The organism is Streptomyces sp. JLYT201 (assembly GCF_059448825.1).
In genome coordinates, this window is the sequence record NZ_CM182551.1 from 8297474 (window position 1) to 8322552 (window position 25079).

At 73.8% G+C, this 25079-nt stretch carries 23 protein-coding genes; 10 read left to right on the forward strand and 13 right to left on the reverse strand.

The window, feature by feature from the left end:
- Window positions 1-29: 29 nt before the first annotated feature.
- Window positions 30-692 (reverse strand): response regulator transcription factor, encoded by a 663-nt coding sequence (locus AC5WAM_RS35385; protein ID WP_495519995.1) that lies wholly within the window; start codon window positions 690-692, stop codon window positions 30-32.
- Window positions 693-735: 43 nt separating this feature from the next.
- Window positions 736-1974, reverse strand: a complete 1239-nt coding sequence (locus AC5WAM_RS35390; protein ID WP_495519996.1) for a sensor histidine kinase — start codon at window positions 1972-1974, stop codon at window positions 736-738.
- 110 nt (window positions 1975-2084) lie between these two features.
- Here AC5WAM_RS35390 and AC5WAM_RS35395 point away from each other — a divergent pair, with 110 nt between their 5' ends.
- Together AC5WAM_RS35395 and AC5WAM_RS35400 are read left to right on the forward strand one after the other, a co-directional pair.
- The gene (locus AC5WAM_RS35395) at window positions 2085-3032 is read left to right on the forward strand and encodes an ATP-binding cassette domain-containing protein (protein WP_495519997.1); all 948 of its coding nucleotides are present in this window, start codon (window positions 2085-2087) and stop codon (window positions 3030-3032) included.
- Window positions 3033-3034: 2 nt separating this feature from the next.
- Window positions 3035-3772 carry an ABC transporter permease gene (locus AC5WAM_RS35400; RefSeq protein ID WP_495519998.1) on the forward strand — a complete coding sequence of 246 codons (738 nt, stop codon included), beginning with the start codon at window positions 3035-3037 and terminating at the stop codon, window positions 3770-3772.
- Between the two features lie 330 nt (window positions 3773-4102).
- Here the strand turns inward: AC5WAM_RS35400 and AC5WAM_RS35405 are convergent, their stop codons facing one another.
- The gene (locus AC5WAM_RS35405) at window positions 4103-5410 is read right to left on the reverse strand and encodes a flavin monoamine oxidase family protein (RefSeq protein WP_495519999.1); all 1308 of its coding nucleotides are present in this window, start codon (window positions 5408-5410) and stop codon (window positions 4103-4105) included.
- A gap of 206 nt (window positions 5411-5616) precedes the next feature.
- On the opposite strand from AC5WAM_RS35405, the gene AC5WAM_RS35410 reads away from it, so the two are divergent.
- Window positions 5617-6186 carry a TetR/AcrR family transcriptional regulator gene (locus AC5WAM_RS35410; protein WP_495520000.1) on the forward strand — a complete coding sequence of 190 codons (570 nt, stop codon included), beginning with the start codon at window positions 5617-5619 and terminating at the stop codon, window positions 6184-6186.
- Window positions 6187-6522: 336 nt separating this feature from the next.
- Window positions 6523-6963 carry a hypothetical protein gene (locus tag AC5WAM_RS35415; RefSeq protein WP_495520001.1) on the forward strand — a complete coding sequence of 147 codons (441 nt, stop codon included), beginning with the start codon at window positions 6523-6525 and terminating at the stop codon, window positions 6961-6963.
- Window positions 6964-6998: 35 nt separating this feature from the next.
- Here the strand turns inward: AC5WAM_RS35415 and AC5WAM_RS35420 are convergent, their stop codons facing one another.
- From AC5WAM_RS35420 to AC5WAM_RS35445, 6 genes are all read right to left on the reverse strand, one after another.
- Complete coding sequence (locus AC5WAM_RS35420; protein WP_495520002.1) at window positions 6999-8084, reverse strand: enoyl-CoA hydratase/isomerase family protein; 1086 nt, start codon at window positions 8082-8084, stop codon at window positions 6999-7001.
- Window positions 8081-9163 (reverse strand): methylmalonyl Co-A mutase-associated GTPase MeaB, encoded by a 1083-nt coding sequence (meaB, locus tag AC5WAM_RS35425; RefSeq protein ID WP_495520003.1) that lies wholly within the window; start codon window positions 9161-9163, stop codon window positions 8081-8083. Before meaB ends, AC5WAM_RS35420 begins: the two co-directional genes overlap by 4 nt.
- 12 nt (window positions 9164-9175) lie before the next feature.
- Window positions 9176-11431, reverse strand: a complete 2256-nt coding sequence (gene scpA / locus AC5WAM_RS35430) for a methylmalonyl-CoA mutase (RefSeq protein WP_495520004.1) — start codon at window positions 11429-11431, stop codon at window positions 9176-9178.
- Window positions 11428-13284, reverse strand: coding sequence for a methylmalonyl-CoA mutase family protein (locus tag AC5WAM_RS35435; RefSeq protein WP_495520005.1), 1857 nt, complete (start codon window positions 13282-13284; stop codon window positions 11428-11430). The genes scpA and AC5WAM_RS35435 overlap by 4 nt, the downstream gene beginning before the upstream one ends.
- 106 nt (window positions 13285-13390) lie before the next feature.
- Window positions 13391-14209 (reverse strand): GNAT family N-acetyltransferase, encoded by an 819-nt coding sequence (locus AC5WAM_RS35440; RefSeq protein WP_495520006.1) that lies wholly within the window; start codon window positions 14207-14209, stop codon window positions 13391-13393.
- Between the two features lie 122 nt (window positions 14210-14331).
- On the reverse strand, window positions 14332-15141 hold the full coding sequence (locus AC5WAM_RS35445; RefSeq protein ID WP_366793656.1) for an SDR family NAD(P)-dependent oxidoreductase: 810 nt from the start codon (window positions 15139-15141) through the stop codon (window positions 14332-14334).
- 905 nt (window positions 15142-16046) lie between these two features.
- Between AC5WAM_RS35445 and AC5WAM_RS35450 the strand changes: the two genes are divergently transcribed.
- The 4 genes from AC5WAM_RS35450 (at window position 16047) to lysA (ending at window position 19546) form a co-directional block, all read left to right on the forward strand.
- Window positions 16047-16442, forward strand: a complete 396-nt coding sequence (locus AC5WAM_RS35450; protein ID WP_495520007.1) for a DUF2795 domain-containing protein — start codon at window positions 16047-16049, stop codon at window positions 16440-16442.
- A 182-nt stretch (window positions 16443-16624) separates the two neighbouring features.
- Window positions 16625-17308 carry a response regulator gene (locus AC5WAM_RS35455; RefSeq protein WP_366793654.1) on the forward strand — a complete coding sequence of 228 codons (684 nt, stop codon included), beginning with the start codon at window positions 16625-16627 and terminating at the stop codon, window positions 17306-17308.
- Between the two features lie 364 nt (window positions 17309-17672).
- Window positions 17673-18119, forward strand: coding sequence for an SAV_915 family protein (locus AC5WAM_RS35460; RefSeq protein WP_366793653.1), 447 nt, complete (start codon window positions 17673-17675; stop codon window positions 18117-18119).
- A gap of 47 nt (window positions 18120-18166) precedes the next feature.
- Entirely contained in the window at window positions 18167-19546 is a 1380-nt protein-coding gene (lysA, locus tag AC5WAM_RS35465) for a diaminopimelate decarboxylase (protein ID WP_366793652.1), read from the forward strand.
- Between the two features lie 229 nt (window positions 19547-19775).
- On the opposite strand, the gene purB is transcribed toward lysA, so the two are convergent.
- From purB to AC5WAM_RS35485, 4 genes are all read right to left on the reverse strand, one after another.
- The gene (gene purB / locus AC5WAM_RS35470; protein ID WP_366793651.1) at window positions 19776-21218 is read right to left on the reverse strand and encodes an adenylosuccinate lyase; all 1443 of its coding nucleotides are present in this window, start codon (window positions 21216-21218) and stop codon (window positions 19776-19778) included.
- A gap of 125 nt (window positions 21219-21343) precedes the next feature.
- Window positions 21344-22117 (reverse strand): SDR family oxidoreductase, encoded by a 774-nt coding sequence (locus tag AC5WAM_RS35475; protein WP_495520008.1) that lies wholly within the window; start codon window positions 22115-22117, stop codon window positions 21344-21346.
- Between the two features lie 136 nt (window positions 22118-22253).
- The gene (locus AC5WAM_RS35480) at window positions 22254-23099 is read right to left on the reverse strand and encodes an SGNH/GDSL hydrolase family protein (RefSeq protein WP_495520009.1); all 846 of its coding nucleotides are present in this window, start codon (window positions 23097-23099) and stop codon (window positions 22254-22256) included.
- A 158-nt stretch (window positions 23100-23257) separates the two neighbouring features.
- Window positions 23258-23710, reverse strand: coding sequence for a maleylpyruvate isomerase mycothiol-dependent enzyme family protein (locus AC5WAM_RS35485; protein WP_495520010.1), 453 nt, complete (start codon window positions 23708-23710; stop codon window positions 23258-23260).
- A gap of 70 nt (window positions 23711-23780) precedes the next feature.
- Here AC5WAM_RS35485 and AC5WAM_RS35490 point away from each other — a divergent pair, with 70 nt between their 5' ends.
- Both AC5WAM_RS35490 and AC5WAM_RS35495 read left to right on the forward strand, forming a co-directional pair.
- Window positions 23781-24767, forward strand: a complete 987-nt coding sequence (locus AC5WAM_RS35490; protein WP_495520011.1) for a LysR family transcriptional regulator — start codon at window positions 23781-23783, stop codon at window positions 24765-24767.
- Window positions 24768-24808: 41 nt separating this feature from the next.
- The gene (locus AC5WAM_RS35495; protein ID WP_366793646.1) at window positions 24809-25057 is read left to right on the forward strand and encodes a holin; all 249 of its coding nucleotides are present in this window, start codon (window positions 24809-24811) and stop codon (window positions 25055-25057) included.
- Window positions 25058-25079 lie beyond the last annotated feature (22 nt).

Here is a 25079-nt window from a genome sequence, read left to right on the forward strand (position 1 = left end):
GGGGAACCACCCCTTCCCGGAGCCGCGCGTCACCCCGGAGCCACGAAACCGGACTCGTAGGCCACGATCACCGCCTGCGTCCGGTCCCGTGCGCCGAGCTTCGCGAGCACCGCGCTCACATGCGACTTCACCGTCTCGGTGCCGACCACGAGCCGCCCCGCGATCTCCGCGTTCGACAGGCCGCGCGCCATCAGGCGCAGCACCTCCTCCTCACGCCCGGTGAGCCCCGCCCGCGCGAACGCGGCCCGGGCGCCCTCCTCGCCCCGCTCCTCGCCGTGGCTGGCGGCCAGGCGGCGCACGGCGGCCGGGAACAGCAGCGACTCGCCCTCGGCCACCAGCCGCACCGCGTGCACGATCTCCGCGGGCCGCGCCCGCTTGAGCAGGAAGCCGTCGGCACCCGCGCGCAGCGCCTCGTACACGTACTCGTCGTTCTCGAAGGTCGTGATGACGACGATCTTGGGCGGGTTCTGCACCGTGCGCAGCACCGCGCGCGTGGCCTCGATGCCGTCCAGGAGGGGCATGCGCACGTCCATCGCGACGACGTCCGGGCGCAGCTGCCGCACCAGGGGGATCACGGCGGCGCCGTCGGCCGCCTCCCCGACGACTTCGATGTCGGGCTGCGCCTCCAGGACGGCGCGCAGACCCGCGCGGACGAGGGGCTCGTCGTCGACGAGGAGCACGGTCACGGGCATCCGGCCAGCCTAGATCACCGGCCCGGCGGGGGCTCAGGGGCCCTCAGCGCAGCGGCAGTTCGGCGTGCACCCGCCACTCGCCGTCCTCGGGCCCCGTGCTCGCCCGGCCGCCGAGCAGGACGGCCCGCTCGCGGATGCCGCGCAGCCCGCTGCCGCCCCGGCCGGTCGGGGCCGCCTGCCGCGGCAGGGCGTTGCGCACGTCGAGGGTCAGCGCGCTGCCGGACACCGCCACGCGCACCCGGACCGGAACCGGGCCCGCGTGCCGCAGGACGTTCGTCAGCGCTTCCTGGAGCATGCGGTAGCCCTCCCGCGACACCGGTCCCGGCAGCTCGTCCACCGGGCCCGACACGACGGCGTCGACCTCGGCGCCCACCGTGCGCGCGGACTCCAGGAGCCGGTCCGCGGCGGCCAGGGTCGGACGCCGGCGGGCGGGCCCGGCGTCCTCCCGCAGCACGCGCAGGACCCGCTCCAGGTCCTCCAGGGCGTCGCGGCCCGTCTCCTCGATGGCCTCCAGGGCGCGGTCGGTGAAGTCCGCGTCGGCGGCGGCCCGCGCGGCCCCCGCCTGCACCACGGCGACGGTCAGGGCGTGCCCGATGGAGTCGTGCAGCTCACGGGCGATGCGGTTGCGCTCCAGAAGCTGTTCGGTGCGCTCCTCCAGGGCCGCGAGACGCTCGGTCGGCGACGGGCCGAGGAGGCTCCGCGCGGCGGCCGCGGCGAGGCCGCCCGCCGCGACCACCAGAACGCTCAGGACGATCAGGGGCAGCGGCAGGAACAGCGCGTTCCAGGCGCCCTGCCCCGGCCGGGGCAGGAAGAGCCCGTCGTGGTCGGGGGCCTCGGACGTGGTGCCGAGCAGCGTCAGCGCGTACCCGATGAGCTGCACCGAGGCGACGCCGAGCCCCCACCCCAACTCCAGGCGCACCACGAGCCACAGGGCGGTCCGGCCGCGGTCGCGCCACGACGCCGAGGGAGCCACGGAGATGCCGGGACCCTCCCCGTCGGCCCCGTCGGCCCCCTCGTCCCCGGACCGCGCCTCCCGCGCGTGCGCCCCCGGGAACAGCATCAGGCGTGCCTGGAGCCCCTCTGCCCGGCGCATCGCGGGCACCAGCGCGACCGCCGCCATCAAGGGCACGGGCAGCAGCGTGATGACCACCCAGTCCCGGGCCGTGGCGTCCTCGATCCCGTGGACCGTGGCCACGGCGAGCACCACGAGGCCGCCGACGAGCAGATGCAGCCAGCGGGTGTACGTGACCGCGCGGGTCAGCGGTCGCAGCAGGCGGATCATGCAGGTCATCGTGCCAGGACGCGCGCGGGGCCCGGCTCCCCCGCACGGGGGAGACGATCTCCTCGGCCGGGGGAGGCCCCGCCCCGCCGCGCGCCGCGAGGGTGGGCCCCATGACCAGCATCGACGTCCACCAGCTGACCAAGGAGTACGGCACCAGGCGCGCGGTCGACGACCTGACCTTCAGTGTCCGGCCCGGCCGCGTCACCGGCTTCCTCGGCCCCAACGGCGCGGGCAAGTCCACCACGATGCGCCTCGTGCTCGGACTCGACCGGCCCACGTCGGGCACCGCCACCGTCGGCGGCCGTCCGTTCGCGGCGTACGACGAGCCGCTGCGCCAGGTCGGCGCCCTGCTCGACGCGCAGGCCGCCCACGGGGCGCGCACCGCCCGCGACCACCTGCGCGCGCTCGCCGTCAGCAACCGCGTCGCCGCCCCGCGCGTGGGCGAGGTCCTCGAAGAGACCGGCCTCGCGGCCGTCGCGCACCGGCGGATCAAGACGTTCTCGCTGGGCATGCGGCAGCGCCTCGGCATCGCGGCGGCCCTGCTCGGCGACCCCGCGGTGGTCCTCCTGGACGAGCCGTCCAACGGCCTGGACCCCGAGGGGATCATCTGGGTCCGCGAGCTCGTGCGCCGCCTCGCCCGGGAGGGCCGCACCGTGCTCGTGTCGAGCCACCTGATGAACGAGACCGCCACCTTCGCCGACCACCTCGTCGTCCTCGGCAAGGGCCGGCTCCTGACGGACACGCCCATGCGGGAGTTCATCACCGCGCACAGCAGCCCCCGCGTACGCGCCCGCACCAGCGACCCGGCACGGCTGCGGGCCGCCCTCGCCCGCGCGGGACACGAGCTGACCGAGGCCGAGGACGGCGCCTGGACGGTGGACGGCGCCCGCGCCGCCGAGGTCGGCGCCCTCGCCGCCCGCGCGGGCGTCCCGATCCTCGGACTCGCCGACGAGGAGGCGTCCTTGGAGCAGGCCTATCTGGCCCTCACCGCCGAGGAGACCGAATTCTCCGCGGGCCCCACCGGCTCCGCGACCACCACGAACCGCCAGGAGGCCTGACCATGTCGACCGCCGCCGTGCTCCACTCCGAGTGGATCAAGATCAAGTCGCTGCGGGCGACGCTCGTCTCGCTCCTCGCGGTGTTCGCGGCGACCCTCGCGATCACCGTCCTCGCGTTCGCCACCGTCGGCAAGGCGGAGGCCGACAACCTCGACGCCGAACCCGTCTTCGACGCCTTCTACGCCCTCAACTTCGGCCAGATCGCGGCCATCAGCTTCGGCACGGCCGCCGTCGGCTCCGAGTACGTGACGGGGGCGCTGCGCGTCTCGCTCGCGGCCGTCCCGCGCCGCGGCCTGTTCTACGCCGCGAAGACCGCCGTCATCGGCACGGCCGCCCTGCTCGTGGGCCTCGCCACCTGCTTCGGCGCGTTCCTCGCGGGCCAGGCCTTCCTGGGGGAGTACGCCATCGGGCTCGGCCACCCCGGAGCGCTGCGCGCCTGCCTGGGCGGCGGGGTCTACCTGGCCCTGATGGCGCTGTTCGCGGCGGGCCTCACCACGGTGCTGCGCAGCGGAACCGCCGTGCTCAGCCTGCTGATCCCGTTCCTCCTCATCGTGTCCTTCGTGGTCGGCGACGTCGCGGGCGGCGCCGCCCAGTTCCTGCCCGACAAGGCCGGACAGCAGGTCCTGCACACGCACCCCACGGGCACCCTCGGCGCGTGGACGGGGCTCGCCGTGACGGCGGCCTGGGCGGGCGCCGCGCTGCTCGCGGGCTGGTGGGCGGTGCGCCGCAGGGACGCCTGAGCGGCGCCCGCCCGGCCTGTTCCCCAACAATGTGGCCTTCATGGAAGTTGGGCTCGCGTGAGCTTGGCTTCTCTCCTCGCGGGTCGAATTGTTCCTCAAGCTTGATCACTCGTGGTGGTAACCGCTGTTCAGCGGGGTGGCTTCCGAGGAACGGGGCATCGAGGCGACGCGCGATCTCGTGGAGGGCCGCGACCGGGCCTGATGCCATGTCCTGTTCGGTGAGGCCATCGCCCACACCGACGTACCCGGCGTCCGCGTGCCCCTTGCGGCCGAAAAGGCCCCTCGCTGCCCCGCTGACCTGCGGCAGGCGAAGCGTCCGGGCGAGGGCGCCTAGACGAGAGCGTCGGCCGCCAGTACCGCGGCGATACCTCGGGCGGCGCCGGCGCCCGTCTCCAAGGCGCCGTCGATCCCTCCGACGCCCACCGTCGCGATATCGCCTCCGGCGAAGTGGATGCGCCCGTGGGGCTCGCGCAGCAACGGGGCGGCCTGGGTCAGGTTCCCGGGCCGGTGGTGGACCCAGGCTCCCTGGGAGTACGGGTCACCGGCCCAGTCGTGGCCGGCCGTCTCCAGCACGTCGATGCCGGGGACGAAGGTGCGCAGCGCCGCCTCGACTCCCGCGCGGTCCCCGGCGCCGACGGCCGAGGGGCCGGAGGCGAAGCACACGACGAGGGTGTCGCCGTCGTGCCGGTACTCCACCTTCGCGGTGTTGACGGGGTTCTTGCCGACGGGCGCGAAGGCGCAGAAGGGCTCGACCTCGCCCCTGACCCTCGCCCAGATCTTGGCGGTGCGCACCGGATGCTTCTGGTCGATCATCGTGCGCGCCGGCCGGGCGATCTCGGGGGAGACGGTGAGATCGCCCAGGGTGTTGAGCGGCAGCGCGATGACGGCCGAGCGGGCCCGGATCCGCTCGCCGGCGCGCGTGGTGACGACGACTGCGGATCCCTCGTCCTCGACGGCGCTCACGGGTGTCGACAACCGCAGATCGGCCCTCGATTCGCTCTGGATGGCCTCGATGAGCCGCTTGGTCCCGCCCTCGATCGGCCAGAAGCCGGCGGTCTCCAGGAAGGCGCCCCAGTCTCCGAAGGTCGTGGCCGCCCAGTGCAGGGCCTGTGCGAGGCCCTGTTCGCTGTAGGAGTGGACGAGCGTGGCCAGCGTCCCTTCCAGGACGTCCCTGTCGTATCCGGACAGGTCCAGGGAGTCGAGGCGGCTTTCCAGGGTCTCCTTCTCGACCGCGCGGTTGTCGACCGCGGTGGCGTCGAAGGGCATCGGAAACTGTGTCCGGGCGTCGGCGAAGAACCGGGCCGCGAGAGGGGCGACGATGTCCGTGTAGGCGGCCGGGCTGCCGGAGTGCACCGCGCCGTCGGCCAGCCAGTACATCGTCTCGATGGCGAGCGGGGGCGCCAACGGGATGCCGTGGCGCTGGAGTTCGTGCCACACATGCGGCTGGGTCCAGTGGACGTAGCTACCGCCGAACTCGACCTGGCGGCCGAAGGCTTCGCCCGTGCAGGTCCGTCCGCCGACCCTGTCGCGGGCTTCGAGCAGGACCACCGAGTGGCCCTCGGAGCTGAGGTCCCGTGCCGCGGTCACTCCGGCTAATCCGGCACCGATCACCGCGACGTCGTACGAGCAGTCGGCCATGAGTCTTCTCCCGTTCCCTTGAGTCGGTTCACTCGTGCCCGCACACCATACTCGAACTCGATTCGAGTTTGAGTATGGTGTGCGGGCAGTGGCCATAACTGATCGTCAGCAAGGGGGCAGGAACGCGATTGATACGCTCTGGCCTCGTGTCCGAGGGAAAACCGACCAGCCAGGCACCGTCTCGCCCGGCGGTGCAGCGCCGCGGGATGGCGCGCAGGCGCGCCATTCTCGACGCCGCCGAGGCGCTGCTCGGCGAGCAGGGCTACGAGGCCACGACGCTCAAGGCGATCAGTGAGCGGGCAGGCATCCCGGTGGCCTCGATCTACCACTACTTCCCCGACCGGTACGGGGTCGAGGCCGAACTGCTGGAGCGCCATGTGCGCGAGCTCGACGCGCGCATCGGCGCCACGCTGGAGGCCCCCGGACCGCGCACGCTGCCCGATACCGTCGACGCCGTCCTCGATGCCGTACGGGACTACTTCCGCGCGCATCCGAGCTGCACCGAGCTGTGGTTCGCACGGCGGGGCACGACCGCCGGCGACCCGGTCCCGGCCTTCGACGGGGCACAGGCCGAGCGGCTCCACCACTTCCTCGTCGAGCGTGGCCTGATGGGCGTCGACACCCCCCGCCACGTCCTGCGACTGGCCTTCGAGGTGGGCAACCGGCTCCTCGACATCGCGTTCCGCAGCACCCCGGCCGGGGACGAGACCACGATCGGCGAAGCGCGACGCGTCATCACCGCCTACCTCGCGACATACGCTCCCTCGGACGCCTGAGCAACAGCACCTGAGTGCTGGTCGAAGGCGGCGGACTGTTCGTCAAGGCGGCCTCCCTGAGCGGGCTTCAGGCGGTTGCCGCCGCCCCTCCAGGAAGTGCGGACTCCAACCGGACCCGAGCGCCGCCTCCAGCGCGGACCTTCTCCGCCAGCCACCCAGTGAGAATCCGTTGGCTTCATTGCGGCAGGACACACGGCTCAGCTCGGAGCCGTAGCCGGGCGGGTCGCAGTGACAGTGCGCGCGCCCAGGTGACAGCTGTCTCACCCAGCCCCGGCAGCCCGCGGTCGCCCCGGTGGTGATGACTGATTGTCAGTGGCGGCCGCTTTACTGGACCGCATGAGCAGCGCAGAGCACCTCGCGACGATCGACCTGCTGCGCGCCCGGGACTTTCCCGAGGCGCCCGGCAGGTCCGCGGCCGTCCGCGCCGGACCCGGCTTCCACATCGCGGAGTTACGCACGTACGAGACGGCGGAGGACGACGACGGCACGGCCCGCGACGCCATGGAGGAGCAGTACGAGGCGGAGCGCGAGGCCCTCGCCGTGCTCCTCACCGCGCGCTGGGGCGAGCCCCACATCATCAGCCTCGCCAGTGCCTTCGCCCGCGTCGTGGCCGGTTCGGGGGACGTGCCGGAGCCCTGGGCGTCCCTCAGCGAGACCGTGCCCGACGTGCACCTGTGGCAGGCCGAAGGCCACTGGCTGGCCCTGGGAGTGGCCCGCTGGGGCGGCCGGGACGCGCTGCAACTCCTCGCGGTGGTCACGAAGGTCGACCCGCCGTGACGGCGCCGCCGCCTCCGCCCGGGGGAGCCCGTGCGTCAGCCCCGGCCGCCCCGAAGGCCGGGCCCGTCAGCCACCGGCGCGAACTTCAACTCCCCGTACGGGGAGGGCAGGAAGAAGCGGGCCACTTCCGCGTCCCGCACCTCCGCGAGGTCCGCGGGCGACCAGCGGGGCCTGCGGTCCTTGTCCACGACCTGGGCACGCACGCCCTCCGGGAAGTCCGCGGAGGTCAGGCATGCGCACGACGTGCGGTACTCCTGACGCAGCACGTCCTCCAGGGACCCGAGCGCGCGGGCCCGGCGCACGGCGGTGAGCGTGACCTTCAGGGACGTGGGCGAGCGCGAGAGGAGCGTCTGCGCGGCCTCCTTCGCCGCGGGATCGCCCCAGCTCAGCAGCCGGTCGACGATCTCCTCCACGGACCCGGCGGCGTAGCAGGAGTCGATCCACTCCCGGTGCCCGGCCAGTTCGCCCTCGGGCGCGGCCTCGGCGAAGGCGGCCACCACGTCCGCCGCCTCGCCGTCCGCGAGCGCCGCGGTGAGCTCCGCGAGCCGCCCGGAGGGCACGTAGTGGTCGGCGAGCCCGCACAGCACGGCGTCCGCGGCGCCCACCGCCGAGCCGGTCAGGGCCAGATGCGTGCCCAGCTCGCCCGGCGCCCGCGACAGGAGGTACGTCCCGCCGACGTCCGGCACGAAACCGATGATCGTCTCGGGCATGGCGACCCGCGAGCGCTCCGTGACGACCCGCACGCCGCCATGGGCCGAGACCCCGACGCCACCGCCCATCACATAGCCGTCCATGAGGGCGACATAGGGCTTCGGATAGTGCGCGATGCGGGAGTTGAGCACGTACTCGTCGTGCCAGAAGGCCGCCGACGCGGCGCCGCCGCCCGCCAGGACGTCCGCGCGCACGGCCCGGACGTCACCGCCCGCGCACAGGCCCCGCTCCCCGGCGCCGGACACCACGACGGTGGCCACCGCCTCGTCCCGCTCCCAGGCGGCGAGCGCCTCGTCGATCAGGCGGACCATGGTGTGGTCCAGGGCGTTCAGCGCGCGGGGCCGGTTCAGGACGATGTGGGCCGCGCGGCCCTCGGTGTGCAGCAGGACCGGTGGTGCGTCATGGCTCACGGGGTGGTTCCGTCCTTCGGTGGTACGTCGTGAGGGCGCGCGTCCCCGCAGGCCCGGGGCGGTCCTGCGCCCTCCGGCGCGGCGCCGCCCGCCCCGGTGTCCTGGAACGCCGCCAGGATCCGCTCCGCGGCTGTCGTCGCGGTCACCGTCCCCTCGCGCACGCCCCGCTCCAGCTCCGGCGCGAGGCGCCGCACGTCCGGGTGGGCGTACAGCCGGCCCAGGAGCTCCTCGCGCACCATCGTCCACGTCCAGTCGACCTGCTGGTCGCGGCGCTTGGCGGCGAGACGGCCCGTGGAGTCCAGGAGCGCGCGGTGCTGCTCCAGGCGCTCCCACAGGGTGTCGAGCCCGCTGCCCTCGCGGGCGCTGCAGCTGAGCACCGGCGGCGTCCACACCGCGTCCCTGCCGTGCATCAGGCGCAGCGCGCCCGCCAGTTCACGGGCCGCCGAGCGCGCGTCCCGCTCGTGCGGGCCGTCGGCCTTGTTGACGGCGATGACGTCCGCGAGCTCCAGGACGCCCTTCTTGATGCCCTGGAGCTGGTCGCCGGTCCGGGCGAGCGTGAGCAGCAGGAACGAGTCGACCATGTTGGCGACGGCCGTCTCCGACTGGCCCACGCCGACGGTCTCCACGAGCACCACGTCGTACCCCGCGGCCTCCATCACCACGATGGACTCACGGGTCGCCTTCGCCACGCCGCCGAGCGTCCCCGCCGTGGGCGAGGGGCGCACGAACGCCATCGGGTCCACCGACAGGCGCTCCATGCGCGTCTTGTCACCCAGGATGGAGCCGCCCGTGCGCGTCGACGACGGGTCCACGGCGAGCACCGCCACCCGGTGGCCGAGCGAGGTGAGCATCGTGCCGAGCGCGTCGATGAACGTCGACTTGCCCACCCCCGGCACTCCGCTGATGCCCACGCGCCGCGCCCGCCCCGCGTGCGGAAGCAGCTGCGTCAGCAACCGCTGGGCGAGGACGCGGTGTTCGGGCTTGGTGGACTCCACGAGCGTGATGGCGCGCGCGATGTGCGCGCGCTTGCCGTCGAGGACGCCCTTCACATACGTGTCGAGATCGATCGTCGGTGCCATGGGGTCAGCGGCTCACAGCCCGTTCCCGGGACCGTCGGCGGTCTGTTCGCCCTCGGCGCCCTCGGCCGTCAGCTCGTGGCCGAGGCTCCCGGCGAGCCGCCGCACCAGGTCGTACGCCGCGTCCGGGATCACCGTGCCCGGCGGGAACACGGCCGCCGCCCCCATCTCCAGGAGCGTCGGCACGTCCTGCGGAGGAATCACACCACCCACGACGATCATGATGTCCTCGCGGCCCTCGGCGGCGAGCTCCTCGCGCAGCGCGGGCACCAGCGTCAGATGCCCGGCCGCCAGCGAGGACACGCCCACGATGTGCACGTCCGCCTCGACGGCCTGCCGCGCCACCTCCCCGGGCGTCTGGAACAGCGGGCCGACGTCGACGTCGAAGCCCAGGTCGGCGAAGGCCGTCGCGATGACTTTCTGGCCGCGGTCATGGCCGTCCTGGCCCATCTTGGCGACCAGGATGCGCGGACGGCGCCCCTCGGCCTCCTCGAAGGACTTCACCAGCGCGCGGGTGCGCGCCACGGACGGCGACGGGCCTGCTTCGGTGCGGTACACACCGGAGATCGTACGGATCTGGCCCGCGTGCCGCCCGTACGCCTTCTCCAGGGCGTCCGAGATCTCGCCGACCGTGGCCTTCGCGCGGGCCGCGTCCACGGCGAGCGCCAGGAGGTTCCCCTCCAAGCCGGTGCCGGAGCCGCGCTCGGCCGCCGCCGTCAGCTTGGCCAGCGCGTCCTGGCAGACCGCGTCGTCACGCTCGGCACGCAGCCGCCGCAGCTTCTCGATCTGCTGCGTGCGCACCGAGGAGTTGTCGACCTTCAGGACCTCGATCTGCTCGTCGCTGTCCACGCGGTACTTGTTCACGCCGATCACCGGCTGGCGGCCCGAGTCGATCCGCGCCTGCGTCCGCGCCGCGGCCTCCTCGACGCGCAGCTTCGGAATGCCCGCGTCGATGGCCTGCGCCATGCCGCCCGCGGCCTCCACCTCCTGGATGTGCTGCCAGGCGCGGCGGGCCAGGTCGTAGGTCAGCCGCTCCACGTAGGCGCTGCCGCCCCACGGGTCGATGACGCGACAGGTACCGGACTCCTGCTGGATGAGCAGCTGCGTGTTGCGCGCGATGCGGGCCGAGAAGTCCGTGGGCAGCGCCAGCGCCTCGTCCAGGGCGTTGGTGTGCAGCGACTGGGTGTGGCCCTGCGTGGCGGCCATGGCCTCCACACACGTACGCGTCACGTTGTTGAACACGTCCTGCGCGGTCAGCGACCAGCCCGAGGTCTGCGAATGCGTGCGCAGCGACAGCGATTTGGGGTTCTGCGGATCGAACTGCTTGACCAGCTTGGCCCACAGCAGGCGCGCCGCCCGCAATTTGGCGACCTCCATGAAGAAGTTCATGCCGATCGCCCAGAAGAACGAGAGCCGCGGGGCGAACGCGTCCACGTCCAGGCCCGCCTCCCGCCCCGCCCGCAGATACTCCACCCCGTCCGCGAGCGTGTACGCCAGCTCCAGGTCGGCCGTCGCCCCGGCCTCCTGGATGTGATACCCGGAGATCGAGATGGAGTTGTAGCGCGGCATCTTCTGCGAGGTGTACGCGAAGATGTCGGAGATGATCCGCATGGAGGGCTTGGGTGGATAGATGTAGGTGTTGCGGACCATGAACTCCTTGAGGATGTCGTTCTGAATGGTCCCCGCCAGCTTCTCCGGCGGCACGCCCTGCTCCTCGGCGGCGACGATGTACAGCGCGAGCACCGGGAGCACCGCGCCGTTCATCGTCATCGACACCGTCATCCGGTCCAGCGGAATGCCGTCGAACAGCTGACGCATGTCGTAGATCGAGTCGATGGCCACGCCCGCCATGCCGACGTCACCGGTCACCCGCGGGTGATCGCTGTCGTAGCCGCGGTGCGTGGGCAGGTCGAAGGCCACCGAGAGGCCCTTCTGCCCGGCGGCCAGATTGCGGCGGTAGAAGGCGTTGGACTCCTCGGCGGTGGAGAAGCCCGCGTACTGGCGGATCGTCCACGGCTGGTTCACGTACATCGTCGGATACGGCCCGCGCAGATACGGCGCCACCCCCGGATACGTGTCCAGGAAGTCCAGGCCCTCCACGTCCGCGCCGGTGTACAGCGGCTTGACCGCGATGCCCTCCGGCGTCTCCCAGAGCAGGTCGTCCGCGTCCTTGCCGGTGACCGCCTCGACGGCGGCGCGCCACTGCCCGGCGGAGCCCTGCGGCGGCGCGTCCGCCCCCAGGCCGATGCCGGAGAAGTCGGGGATCGTCATGGCGCCACTCCCATGAGGTCGAGGGTGGAGGACAGCACGGCCACGGCGTCACAGCCGGCGAAGACGTACGCGTCGACGTCCTCGCCGTACTCGCCGGGCCGCCCCGCGAGGAACACGTGCCGGGCGCCCGCCGCCTTCAGCGCGGCCGCGACGGCCGCGGCCTCCTCGGCGTACAGCGCGTCGCTCGAACACAGGCAGGCGACCGTCGCCCCGCTGGCCCGGAACGCGTCGGCGGCGGAGCCGGCCGTCACCGACACCGGGTCGTGGACCGGCTCGACACCGCCCGCCTGGAAGAGGTTCGCGGCGAACGAGGCGCGCGCCGTGTGCGCGGCCGCCGGGCCGAGCGCGGCCAGGAACACCTTCGGCCGGGCACCGGTCGCCGCCAGATGGGCGTCCGAGCGGGACCGCAGCGCCTCGTACGCCTCGTCGCGGCGCACCCGCGGCAGACCGCCCGTCGGCCCCGCGGGCGCGGGCTCGCGCTCGACCGGCTTCTCGCCGAGGTGCGGGAACTCGCTGACGCCGGTGATCGGCTCGCGCCGCTTGGCGAGCTTGCGGCTGCGCTCGGCCCAGGTCGCCGCGAGGCGCTCGCCGAGCAGACCCGAGCGCAGGGCCGCCGCCTGACCGCCCGCCCGCTCGATCTCCTGGAAGAACGCCCAGGCCGCTGCGGCCAGTTCGACGGTCAGCCGCTCCACGTACCAGGAGCCGCCCGCCGGGTCGATGACCCGGGACAGATGCGACTCCTCGAGGAGGATCGTCGAGGTGTTGCGGGCGATCCGGCGCGCGAACGCGTCCGGCCGGCCCAGGGCGTGGTCGAAGGGCAGGACCGTGACCGCGTCGGCGCCGCCCACTCCGGCGGCCAGGCCGGCCACCGTCGTCCGCAGCATGTTCACCCACGGGTCGCGGCGGGCCATCATCACCGGGGACGTGACCGCGTGCTGCCGCTGGGCGCCCGCGGCCGCGTCGCCGCACGCCTCGGTCACCCGGGACCACAGCTGCCGCGCCGCCCGCAGCTTGGCGATGGTCAGGAACTGGTCGGCGGTGGCCGCGTAGCGGAACTCCAGCTGTGCGCACGCCTCTTGGAGCGACAGGCCCGCGTCCGTCAGGAGCCGCAGATACGCGACACCCGTCGCGAGCGAGGCGCCGAGCTCCTGCGCGGCCGAGCCGCCCGCCTCGTGGTACGGCAGCGCGTCCACGACCAGGGCCCGCAGACCGCCGTACTCACGGCCGAGGAGCCGCGCGAGCTCCACGGCGGCGTCCGCGCCCAACTCCTCGCCCGTACGCGCCTCGTGCCCCAGCGGGTCGGCGCCCAGCGTGCCGCGCGCCGCGCTCTTGGCGACGCCCGCCGCGTCCACGAGCCCGAGGAAGGCCCGCGCCGCCGACTCGTACGCCGCACCGGCGTCCAGGGCGACCGGGGCCAGGTCCAGATACACGCCGTCGAGCGCCCGCTCAAGGCCGGACACGGGCAGCGCGTCCGGGCCGAGGCTCAGCCACAGCGAGGTGACGCCGTTCTCCAGGTCGGTGAGGACCGCTTCGTTCGTGCTCCCGGGGTCGCTCGTCGCGTGCCGCTGGCGTACGTCCCAGCCGGTGGCGGCGGCGCCCGCGGCGCCGCCGCCCCGCACGAAGGGGGCGAAGCCCGGATGGCCCACGTCGGCCACGGCGTCACGGGCGGTGTACAGCGGGCGGGTGCTGAGCCCGTCCTCTAGTGCGGTGGACAGGGCATCCTCAGCCGCCGCCCCCGATACGTCCTTGCCCGACTTGCGCAGTACGCCTTCCACCAGGCGCTGCCACTGCTCATGGGTCGCATCAGGGAAATCGGCGGCCAGCGAAAGCCCGTCGTCAGGCAGGACCGTCATGCGTCGATGCTAGGGCGGAAACGGCACCTGATGCCGAGGCTCGGCTGTGACCTTGGACTCTTTGGATGCTCTTGAACTCGGGCGGCGTGAACGCTATTGCTGCACGTCACAGAAGGGGCATCAGGGGTGATGTGGGGTTCGGGAGGGGTTTGCCCAATGCCGCCGATTGAGGTAGAGGGGCACCGGTGGCGAACCGCGTGTACTCGCGCTCCAGCCGGAAGCCCGTCGTCCAGGCGAGGAGGCGGCTCGGGCGGTTGTCGCGTGCGCAGGACCAGCTCGCGGTGCGGCCGCGCGCCGCGACGTCCGCCGTGAGCGCGGTCACGCAGGCGTGGGCGAGCCCCTTGCGGCGGTGCTCGGGGGCGGTGGCGACGGCCACGTCCTCGTACGCAGCGCCCGCGAAGTAGGAGCAGGCCACGGAGAGGACCCGGCCGTCGCGGTCGAAGGCGGCGACCGCGCGCCCGGAGGCGGCGAGCCCCTCGGCGCCGCCCCAACTGTCGTGCAGCCAGTCGGATCCGGGCCACCGCGCGGCCAGCGCGGCCGCGTCGTCCGCCGTCACCGTACGGATCCGCACCCCGCGCGGCGGGCGCTGGACGGCGACGGGCTCCCGGTGGACGTAGACCATGCGCTCGACGGGCACCAGACGGTCGAAGGCGGCGCCGAGCCGGGGCAGGAAGCGCAGGGGAGCCTCGACGTGGCCGGCCGCGAACGGCGCGAGCTCCGCCGGGGTCACCGCGCGCGGGTCGCCGCGCAGCAGGACGTGCCCGGCGCAGGCCACGGCGAGCACGCGCGGTGCCTCGGCGCGGTCCGCCCACCACTGGCCGACGCCGTGCGCCAGGGCGTGCTCGGGCAGGGCGGCGGTACCGGGCGCTCCGACGGCGAACCAGTCCGAGAGAGCGGGAAGTTGACGCGGCGCGAGCGGGATCACGGAAGCCGTCCTCCAGGGGTGTCAACAAGCGATCGAGAGAATAGAGGGCGCACGCGACGGGACGCGCCCGGCCCGCCCGCACGCGGGGGCGGGCGGGCCGGGCGCGGAATCCGGCGGTTCCTTCAAGAGGCGTGGCCGACCAGCACGTCGGCCAGCTTGGTGAGGCGCTTGACCGTGCGGTCCTCCCGGGCGGCCGCGGCCGGTTCCACCCGCTCGGCACGGTCGTAGTACGCACCGTTGACGATTTCGACGGCGGGGTCGCACAGGCGTACCACGTGGGCGGCGCCCTCGGCGGCGGTCGCGCCCTCGTGCGCGTACAGCGCCAGCAGCGCCGTGTCGCACGCGCCCGGGTGCACGGACACTGCGGTCACGCGCGGATCGGCGGCGAAGACGGTGAGCGCGAGCTGCGACTGGGCGTAGGCGGCCAGGCGCGAGTAGCGGCGGACGCGGTTGGGGTCGCTCCACTGGATCGACGCCGTGCGGTGCAGCGACGAGGACACGTTGACGACGCGGCCGCCGGGATCGCTGGTCAGCGCGGGTTCCAGGAGGCTGGTGAGGAGGTAGTGCGCGAGGAAGTTCACCTGGAAGGCGATCTCGTTGCCGTCGGCGGTGACCGTGTGCCGCTCGGGGGCCGCGATGCCCGCGTTGTTCACCAGGACGTCCAGGTGCGGGTGCTCGGCGACGACGTGCCGTGCGAGCTCCTCGACCTCCTCCAGGCGCGTGAAGTCGGCGGCGACGGCGTACGGGCGCGGCGCGTCGGCGCCGGTCGAGGCGACGAGCGCGTCGACGGCGGCCCGCGCCTCGTCGAGGGTGCGGCCGTGCACCAGTACGGTGACGCCGCGTTCGGCCAGCAGGCGGGCGGTCTCGAAGCCGATGCCGGAGGTGGCTCCGGTCACGAGTGCGGTACGGCCGGACAGTGAGGCAGAAGACATGAGGTGTTCCTGTGTCGGGGCATGCCGGGGCGGCCCCCGGCGGGGGCGGGCATGCGCGTGGAGGGCCGTGACCCGTGAAGGAGGCCTGTGCATCCGTGAAGGGGCCGTGCGCGCTCGTCCGGAGCGCCGGGTCACGGCGGGAAGGGCGCCAACAGGTGCCAACAGGCGCCAACGGGTGTCGGCTCTGGTGGTGAGTGCGGCAGGTGTGGCGGGTGCGGTGCGGGTTGAGCGCCGCGTCAGGAGAACGGGCGCGCGACCGGCACCGCCGTATGAGGCGGCCGGTCGTCATGGCGCGCGAAGCTGTTCACGATCCTCATCCAACTGGCCCCTGAGCTGGCCTTCAAGCCGTCCGTACGGTCCTTGACGGGCCCCTGATGCGCGCCGCGCCTCGCCCGGGCGCGGCCCGGCCCGCAGGCGTCAAGACCACGTCAAGAGGCCCTGATGGCACATCAGGAGGGCGTCAACAAGAACAGGAACCTCCGGAACCGGCCCAAGACTGATCACTGCGGGGGGACGGACGAACGGACCCCGGTGCGGGCTCGGAGGCCGTGTGACGACGACCACCGCCGACAGCGCACCCCTCCTGACACGGGGGTAACGGGGGGAGGGGCGGTTGCGCCCCGCACCGGGCATCCCTCGTCCGTCCAAGCGGACGTCCCGGGTCGCGGCCACGAGGGGGGCCGGGACCCGGGACGTTTTCGTGTGCCCCTCCTCATCCCTGGTTCCTGGGCTCCTCGCTGTCGCCGCACACGAGGGCTCCTCGTTGCGGCTGCTCGTTGTGCTCCTGGAAACGGATGGGGCGCATCGGTTTGACGCGGCGCCACGCGGATACGCGACCCGCCAGACCGGCCACCGACCCGATGCGACGCATGACGAGCGAGCCGACCGTCGACAGGGGAGCGAGGATGAGCGACCGAGGTCAGAACAAGACGGGCCCCTTGCGGGACGACGAGCTGAAGAAGGAGCTGCGCGGGCAGCTCCTGAGCGGCCACGAGACCCGTGCGCGCGAGGAGCGGGCCCTGGAGCCCTCCGGCGAGGACCAGCCCGCCGTCGACCCGATGCCCGTACCGCCGCGGCCGGGCTCGACACCGCCCGGAGTGACCCCGCGGGAAGTGGAACTGCGCGGCGAACTGGCCCGCCACCTCAGCCGCCGCGCCTACCCCCTCCACCGCGACGAGCTGGTGCGGACCCTGCGCGATCACCACGCGCCGGACCGCCTCGTCGACCTCGCGGCGCGCCTCCCCGACGACCGGCCCTACGCCAGCGCCCAGGACGTCGCCCGAGGCCTCGCCGACGGCTGAGGACATGTAAGAGACGCGTCAACGCCGTTGGGCCCGCCGTATGAGAGACATCAAGAGCGACGGCGAACGCGCTGGTGGGCGCTTTGCTGAACGGGACCGCACTAATTTCTGTGGGCCCGTTCCGCTGCGGCCGCGTACGGTCGCGGGCAGGGTCCGCCCGCACTGTCAGGAGGCGGCACACGATGACCCGGGTGCTGGTGGTCGAGGACGACCCACAGCTCGTACGGGCTCTGGAGATCAACCTCAAGGCGCGTATGTACGAGGTGGACGCGGCGGTCGACGGGGGCATGGCCCAGCGTCTGGCGTCGGCGCGGCCGCCGGACGTGGTCCTCCTTGATCTCGGACTGCCCGACATGGACGGCATCGATCTGATCGGCTGGCTGCGCGGATTCAGCCGCGCCCCGATCCTGGTCGTATCCGCCCGCCAGGCCTCCGACGAGAAGGTCGCGGCGCTCGACGCGGGCGCCGACGACTACATACCCAAACCCTTCAGCATGGACGAACTCCTCGCCCGGCTGCGGGCCGCGGCCCGCAGGACGCGGCCCGCCGACCACGAACAGACCCCGGCCCTCGTCGAGACGCCGGGCTTCACCCTCGACCTCCTGGCCAAGAAGGCCTTACGCGACGGCCACGTCGTGCGCCTCACCCCGACCGAGTGGCACTTCCTCGAAGTCCTGATCCGCCACCGCGGCCGCCTCGTCAGCCAACAGCAACTGCTCGGCGAGGTATGGGGGCCCTCGCACAGCACGCGCACCAACTACCTGCGCGTGTACATGGCCCAACTGCGCCGCAAGCTGGAGCCGGACCCGGCCCATCCACGGCACCTGATCACCGCGCCGGGCATGGGCTACCGGTTCGAGGAGTGACGGCTTCGAGGAACGGCAGCTTCGAGCCGAAGCAGCGGGACGGGCCCGTGGCAGGGCCGGGCGCCGCACGCGCCCGTGGCGGGGCCGGGCAGCACACCCGCCCGTGGCGGGTGCGGGCGTCACACCCGCCCGCACCCGTTCACCCGTTCCGGGTCGGCCGGCCGGGGCGCGCGTCAGCAGAGTGTCAGCGTGCGCCCCTTTACCGTCAACGGCACGTCATGGACGCTCGGTTGACACCCCGTGCCGGGCATAACGTCACCATGTGCCCGCTGCCCGGCACCGGGCCCCAGCGCCCGCACCGACCAAGGCCGCGGCGCCCGACCGACCCACGAGAGCCTCACCCGAGGCTGCTCAAGGAGGAACCATGACCCAGCCCCTGGTGTGCGGCGAAGACCCCGAGCCTGCCGAACGGGGCCCGGCCGGACCCCTTTTCGTACCCGTCCGGCCGGGACCCGCGGGCTGTGTCGCCCGCCTGTTCCGCACACCCGTCGGCGGCCGGACCGCCGTCGCCTTCACCTCCGAGCAGCGGCTTGCCGCCACCCTCGGCGCCCGCCAGCCCTGGATCCGCCTCTCCGAACCCGCGCTGCGCGCCCTCACCGAACCGTTGGGCGTCACCGGCGTCACCGTCGACCCCGGGCTCACCTCCGACACGCCCGTCACCCCCGTGCCGCCGGTCACCGTGCCGTCCGTCGCCGCCGCTGCGGCCCACCGCCCCCCACGCCGACGGGAGTGGGACCCGCAGGCCGCGGGCGCGCCGCGCGTCAGCGGGGCCGCCGCCCTGGTCGGCGCGCTGACCGCCTGGATCGGCTGACCCGGCCCGGTGACGATGTGAAGACGAGGCGAAACGAGGACCCCGCCATGACCCTTGCCGACCTGCCCGCGGCCCGCGACCACGCCGCGCTCCCCACCCCCGCCGCGCCCCCCGCCCCCCTGGACGCCCACGACGACCTCACGGTCTGGCCGCACTCCACCACCCGGCTCCCGCACGGCGACCTGTCCGTCGGCGGCGTGGCACTCACCGACATAGCCGAGCGCTTCGGCACCCCCGCCTACCTCCTGGACGAAGCCGACGTACGCGACCGCTGCCGCACCTATCTGCACGCCTTCCCGCACGCCGACGTCCTGTACGCGGCCAAGGCCTTCCTGTGCCGCGCCATGGCGCACTGGGTGGCGGAGGAGGGGCTCGGCCTCGACGTGTGCTCCGCCGGCGAGCTCGAACTCGCCGTCACCACCGGCTTCCCCGCCCACCGCATCGTCCTGCACGGCAACGCCAAGAGCCCGCAGGACCTGCACGCCGCCCTGCGGCTCGGCGTCGGACGCATCGTCATCGACAGCGCCTCGGAGATCGCCCGGCTCGCCTCGGCCGTGCCCCACGGCAGCCGCCAGAAGGTCCTCGTCCGCGTCGTACCGGGCATCGCCGCGGGCGGCCACAGCAAGATCCGCACCGGCACCGAGGACCAGAAGTTCGGCCTGTCCATCACCGACGGCTCCGCCCAGCACGCCATCGCCCGCATCCTCGACCAGCCGGGACTCGAACTGGTCGGCCTCCACTGCCACTTGGGCTCCCAGATCACCACGGACAAGCCCTATCTGTGCGCCGTGCGCCGCCTCGTCGGCCTGATGGCCCGCATCAAGGACCACCACGGCATCACCCTGCCCGAGCTGGACCTCGGCGGCGGCCACGGCATCGCCTACCGCCCCGGCGAGGACGCACTCGACATCACCACCCTGGCCCGCAAGGTGCGCGCCGAACTCGCCGAGAGCTGCGCGGCGGCCGGCCTCCCCGTGCCCCGCCTGATCGTCGAACCCGGCCGCGCCATCGCAGGACCCGCGGGCGTCGCCCTCTACCGCGTCCTGTCGGTGAAGCGCACCAGCGAACGGACCTTCGTCGCCGTCGACGGCGGCATGAGCGACAACCCGCGCCCCGCCCTGTACGGAGTGCGCTACCTGCCCCGCCTCATCGGACGCCGCTCCACCGCCGAACCCACCACCGTGACCGTCGTCGGCCGGCACTGCGAAGCCGGGGACGTCCTCGCCACCGACGTCCAACTGCCCGGCGACACCCACCCCGGCGACCTGCTCGCCGTACCCGTCGCAGGCGCCTACCACCTGTCGATGGCCTCCGGCTACAACCTCGTCGGCCGCCCACCGGTCGTCGCCGTCGCGGGCGGCCACGCCCGCCTCCTCGTACGCCGCGAGTCCCTGGAGGACATCCGCAGCCGAGACGTCGGCCTCTAGCCGCACCGAAGGCGGGCCGCCCCCCTCATGCCCCCTCAGGGGCGGCCCGCCAGCGGGCCCGCACCCCCGGCCCCCGGACAGCTCCCGCACCCACCACACCGGCCTTCGCGGCGGCCCGCAGACGCGAAGCGGGCCGCGGCGCGCACCGGGCACGGAGCTGACCGTGCCGGGCACGCGGACCACGGCCCGCCCGACGTGTGAGGCCTCCCGGTACGCGGGAGACCGCGTCTCAGAGAATCGCGCCCGGCGCGTACGCCGCGGCCGCGGGGTGCGCCTTGAGCACCGCCTCGATCTGCGCGACGACCGCGGCGACCTGCGCCCCGGCGGCGCCGGTGAACGACAGCTTGTCGGCCATCAGCTCGTCCAGCTGCGCGCGGTCCAGCGGAATGCGGGAGTCGGCGGCCAGCTTGTCGAGGAGCTCGTTGCGCTCGACGCCCTGCTCGCGCATGGCGAGCGCGGAAGCCACCGCGTTCTCCTTGATCGCCTCGTGGGCCTCCTCACGGCCCACACCCGCCCGCACCGACGCCATGAGGACCTTGGTGGTGGCGAGGAACGGCAGATAGCGGTCCAGCTCCCGGGCGACGACAGCGGGGAACGCGCCGAACTCGTCGAGCACCGTCAGGAACGTCTCCAGGAGCCCGTCCAGCGCGAAGAACGCGTCGGGCAGGGCCACGCGGCGGACCACGGAGCACGACACGTCGCCCTCGTTCCACTGGTCGCCGGCCAGCTCGGCGGTCATGGAGGCGTAGCCGCGCAGGATGACCGTCAGACCGTTGACGCGCTCGCAGGAGCGGGTGTTCATCTTGTGCGGCATGGCGGACGAGCCGACCTGGCCCGGCTTGAAGCCCTCGGTGACCAGCTCGTGCCCGGCCATCAGTCGGACCGTCTTCGCCAGGGACGACGGCGCGGCGGCCAGCTGCACGAGCGCCGTGACGACCTCGTAGTCGAGGGAGCGCGGGTAGACCTGACCGACGGAGGTGAAGGCGCTGTCGAAGCCCAGGTGCGTCGCGATGCGGCGCTCCAGGTCGGCGAGCTTGTCCGCGTCGCCACCGAGCAGGTCCAGCATGTCCTGGGCGGTGCCGACCGGGCCCTTGATGCCACGCAGCGGGTAGCGGCCGAGGAGGTCCTCAAGGCGGCGGTAGGCGACGAGCAGCTCGTCGGCGGCGGTCGCGAAGCGCTTGCCGAGGGTCGTCGCCTGCGCGGCCACGTTGTGCGAGCGGCCCGCCATGACCAGCTCCGCGTACTCGCCGGAGAGCCGGCCGAGCCGTGCGAGCACCGCCACCGTGCGGTCGCGCACCAGCTCCAGGGAGAGCCGGATCTGCAGCTGCTCCACGTTCTCCGTCAGATCGCGGGAGGTCATGCCCTTGTGGACGTGCTCGTGTCCGGCGAGGGCGTTGAACTCCTCGATGCGGGCCTTCACGTCGTGGCGCGTGACCTTCTCGCGCTCGGCGATGGAGGCCAGGTCGACCTGGTCGAGGACCCGCTCGTAGTCGGCGAGCGCCGCGTCCGGCACCTCGATGCCGAGGTCCTTCTGCGCGCGCAGCACGGCGAGCCAGAGCTGACGCTCGAGCTTGACCTTCTGCTCGGGCGACCAGAGCGTGGCGAGCTCGGCGGAGGCGTAACGCCCGGCGAGGACGTTCGGGATACGGGGCTTAGCAGGCGCAGCAGTCACAGTAGGCCATTCTACTGGCGGTTTCTGCAGGCCAGCGCCATGGCTGGGTTCGTCTGAACCTACGAGGGGCAGGGGCGGGGTGGGGTGACGGGAAGGGCCCCGCCGCCCCGCCCCCCGTATGCCGGTCACCTCAGCGTGTAGCCCCCGTCCGGATACAACGTGGACCCCGTCGTATAGCCGTTCCCGAACAGATAGAGCACCGCGTGGGCGATCTCGTCCTCGCTGCCGAGGCGGTGCAGGAGGGTGTCCCTGCGGTACTGGGCGAAGGCCTGCTCGCGGGCCTCGGCGGGGCGGCCCTGCCACAGGTTGCCGTCGATGGTGCCGGGGGAGACGACGTTGACGCGGACGGGGGCGAGCTCGACGGCGAGGCCGCGGGCGAGGCCTTCGAGGGCGGCGTTGCAGGCGGCATAGGCGGGCGCGGGGCCCGGTGGGCGGGCGCCCGCGGCACCGGACATCAGGACCACGGACCCGTCGGCCGTGAGCTTGGGCGCGGCGAGCCGCACCGCGTGGTACTGGCCCCAGAACTTGGCGACGAAGGGGCTCTCGGCGTCCTCGTCGCTCAGTTCCAGCATGGGGCCGACCCGGTAGGTGCCCGCGGTGGTGAGGAGGTGGTCGACGCGTTCCACGGGGGCGAAGAACGCGGCGAGGGAGGCGCGGTCGGTGACGTCCACGGTGTGCCAGGTCGCCGCGTCCCCCAGGTCCCGGGCCGCGGCGGCGAGCCGGTCCGCGGACCGCCCGCCGAGCACCACCCGGGCACCGGCGGCCACCGCCTGGTGGGCGACGCGCAGCCCGATGCCGGAGCCGCCGCCGATGAGGACGACGGTACGGCCGTGCAGGGTCCCCGGTCCGGGCACGGCGGCGGGGGCCGTGGGGCGGGGGACGGGAGGCGGGGTGGTCATGGCGCGATCCTCTTGTCGGGGTGGGGAGCAGGAGTGAACTGCTTCTGCTCCGGCCAACTCCCAAGATCGCGGCGGCATTCCGTGCCCGGGCGTACGGCGTGTACCCGGCCACACCCGGCTGGGCCGGGCCGCGGGCTCAGGAGGGGTCCGGCTCCACGCGGTGCCAGCCCTGGACCGGGCCGGGCGTCGCGGTGTCGGCCGGGGTGACCCAGAAGGCGCGGCCCGTCGTGGGGTCCACGTGGGCGCCCGTCCGGCCGTCGCCGGAGGAGCGGCCCGTCAGCCGGCGGCCGATCCACGGGGCCAGATGCTGCCGGGCGAAGCGGGCGTCGGCGACGCGCCGCGCGGACCAGGACGGGGGCACGGCGACGGGCAGCGGTGCCTGCCAGTCCTCCTGCGGCGGGTACCCGAGCGTCTGCCAGACGGCCTCGGCGACCCTGCGGTGCCCCTCCGCCGTCAGATGCAGCCGGTCCACGTCCCACATGCGCTGGTCGCCGAGCGCCGTCGACCCGTACAGATCGACGACGACGGCGCCGTGGCGGGCCGCGAGGTCGTCGACGTGGGAGAAGAGCTCCTCCATGCGGGGCCGGAACCGTTCGAGGACCGGGCCGTGGCGGCCCGGGCTGCGCATCAGGACGAGCTGCTTGCAGGACGGGGCGAGGGTCTCCACGGCCTCTTCGAGCAGACCGCGTACGCGCCCCATGTCGCACTTGGGGCGCAGGGTGTCGTTGAGGCCGCCCACGAGCGTGATCACATCGGCGCCGAGCTCGGCGGCGACGCCGACCTGCTCGTCGACGATCTGCCCGATGAGCTTGCCCCGCACGGCGAGGTTGGCGTACCGGAATCCGGGGGTGCGGGCGGCGACGCGCTCGGCCAGCACGTCCGCCCAGCCGCGGTAGCCGCCGTCGGGCAGCAGGTCGGACATGCCCTCGGTGAAGGAGTCGCCGACCGCGACGAGGCTGGAGTAGGTGGCGTTGATCTGCATGGCGGGGTCGATGGTATCCCGCGGACGCGGGCCGGGCCCGAGCCGCTCACGGCACCCGGCCCGAGCCGCCGACGGCACCCGGGCCGGGTGCGGCCCGCGCGTCGACCGTCCGCTCGGGCTGTCGGGCGGCCCCGGCCCTGCCCGAGGGCGGCCCCCGCTCAGGCCGCCGTGAAGCGCCCGCTCGGCTCCCCGTGCAGCCGCCCCCGCGGCACCGCGCGGCCGAACGCGGCGAGCAGCAGGTCCTGGCCCGCTCCCCGCAGCGGCGCCCCGGAGCCGTACGTCCGGTCGAGGTCGTCGGCGCAGAGCTGGACCCCGGCGAGGTCGGCGCCGAAGAACTTGGCACCCTTGACGGTGACGTGGTCCAGGAGGATCCGCACCCGGTCCTCCGGCACGCGCCGGTCCAGGCCGAGGGCCACCGTGATGTCCATGCCGTGCACGACGTCGTGGCCGAGCGCGCCGGCGAAGCCGCCCACCGGCGGGGTCCACGGGTGGTGCGCGTGCTCGCGCAGGAAACCGGCGAGCTCGTCCGTCCCGTACGCCGCCGCGTCCGCGCGGGCGCACCGGTCCGTCATGCGGTGCAGGCTGCCGCCCGCCCTGGCGAGCTTCCCCATGGTTCCAAGATCTGAGGGACGGTGCGACAAGTCCAAGAGCAAGTACGTCTGGTGACTAGCATTCCCGGTTATGGAACTTCGCCAGCTGCGGTACTTCCTGACCGTCGTGGAAGAGGCCAACTTCACCCGCGCCGCGGCCCGGTTGCACGTGGCGCAGCCCGGGGTGAGCGCCCAGGTCCGCCAGCTGGAGAGGGAGTTGGGGCAGCGCCTCCTCGACCGTTCGGGCCGTACGGTCACCGTGACGGAGGCGGGCGCGGCGGTACTGCCGTACGCCCGTGCCGCGCTCGCCGCGGTGGAAGGGATGCGGCAGACGGCCGACGAGTTCACCGGGCTGCTGCGCGGCCGCGTCACGCTCGGGGTGGTCTCGGGCTCCGCGACCGGCGTGTTCGGCGTGGCGGAGCTGCTCGCCGACTTCCACGACGACCATCCGCACGTGGAGATAGCCCTGACCGAGGACACGTCCGAGCGCATGCTGGCCGCGCTCCGGGCGGGCGAACTCGACGTCGCCCTGGTCGGCCCGACGACCGACACCCCGCCGCAGGGCGTCCTCTGGGACATCGTGGTGGACGAGCCGCTGGCGGCCGTCGTGGCCGAGGGCGACCCGCTGATCGCGTACGCGCAGGAACACGCGGGCCCCGCGGAGACCGCCACCGCCCTCGGCCTTCCCCTGGCCGCGCTCGCCGAGCGCCCCCTCATCAGCCTGCCGCGCGGCACCGGGCTGCGGGCGGTCCTGGAACGGGCCTGTGCGCGGGCTGGGTTCGCGCCCCGGGTGGCCTTCGAGGCGGCCGCGCCCGACCTGGTCGCCCAGCTGGCGGCGCGGGGCCTCGGCGTGGCGGTCTTCCCCGCGTCGGAGGCGGAGGTCGCGGAGCTCGGTCTGCGGGCGCTGCCGTTCGCCGAGCCGGTGCCGCGCGGCCGGATCGCGCTCGCCCGCCGTGCGGACGGCCCGCAGGGACCCGCCGCCCACGCCTTCCTCACCCGGCTCCAGGAGGCCCTCATGCCCGGGGCGGCCGACGCGTCGACAAGCGGTGCCGAGGGGCGCGACCATAAGGGCAGTTGAGGGCTCAACCGTGAGGCCTCGCTCCTGGAGAGGGGGCCGCCATGTGGAGCGCTGCCTTCTGGAAAGCCACCGCGGAGCGTGCCGTCCGCACCTTCGCGCAGGCACTCGCCGCGATCCTCGTCGCCGGGGCGACGAACCTCCTGGACGTGGCCTGGGCGGCGGCCCTCGGCACCGCGGGCATGGCGGCGCTGCTCGCCGTCCTCACCGCGCTCGGCTCGGCGAAGGTCGGCCCGCCCGGACCCGGCTTCACGGAGACCCCGGACGGCGGAGGGCGCGCCCCCGTCAGCTGACGGAAGCGCGCCCTCCGGTGAG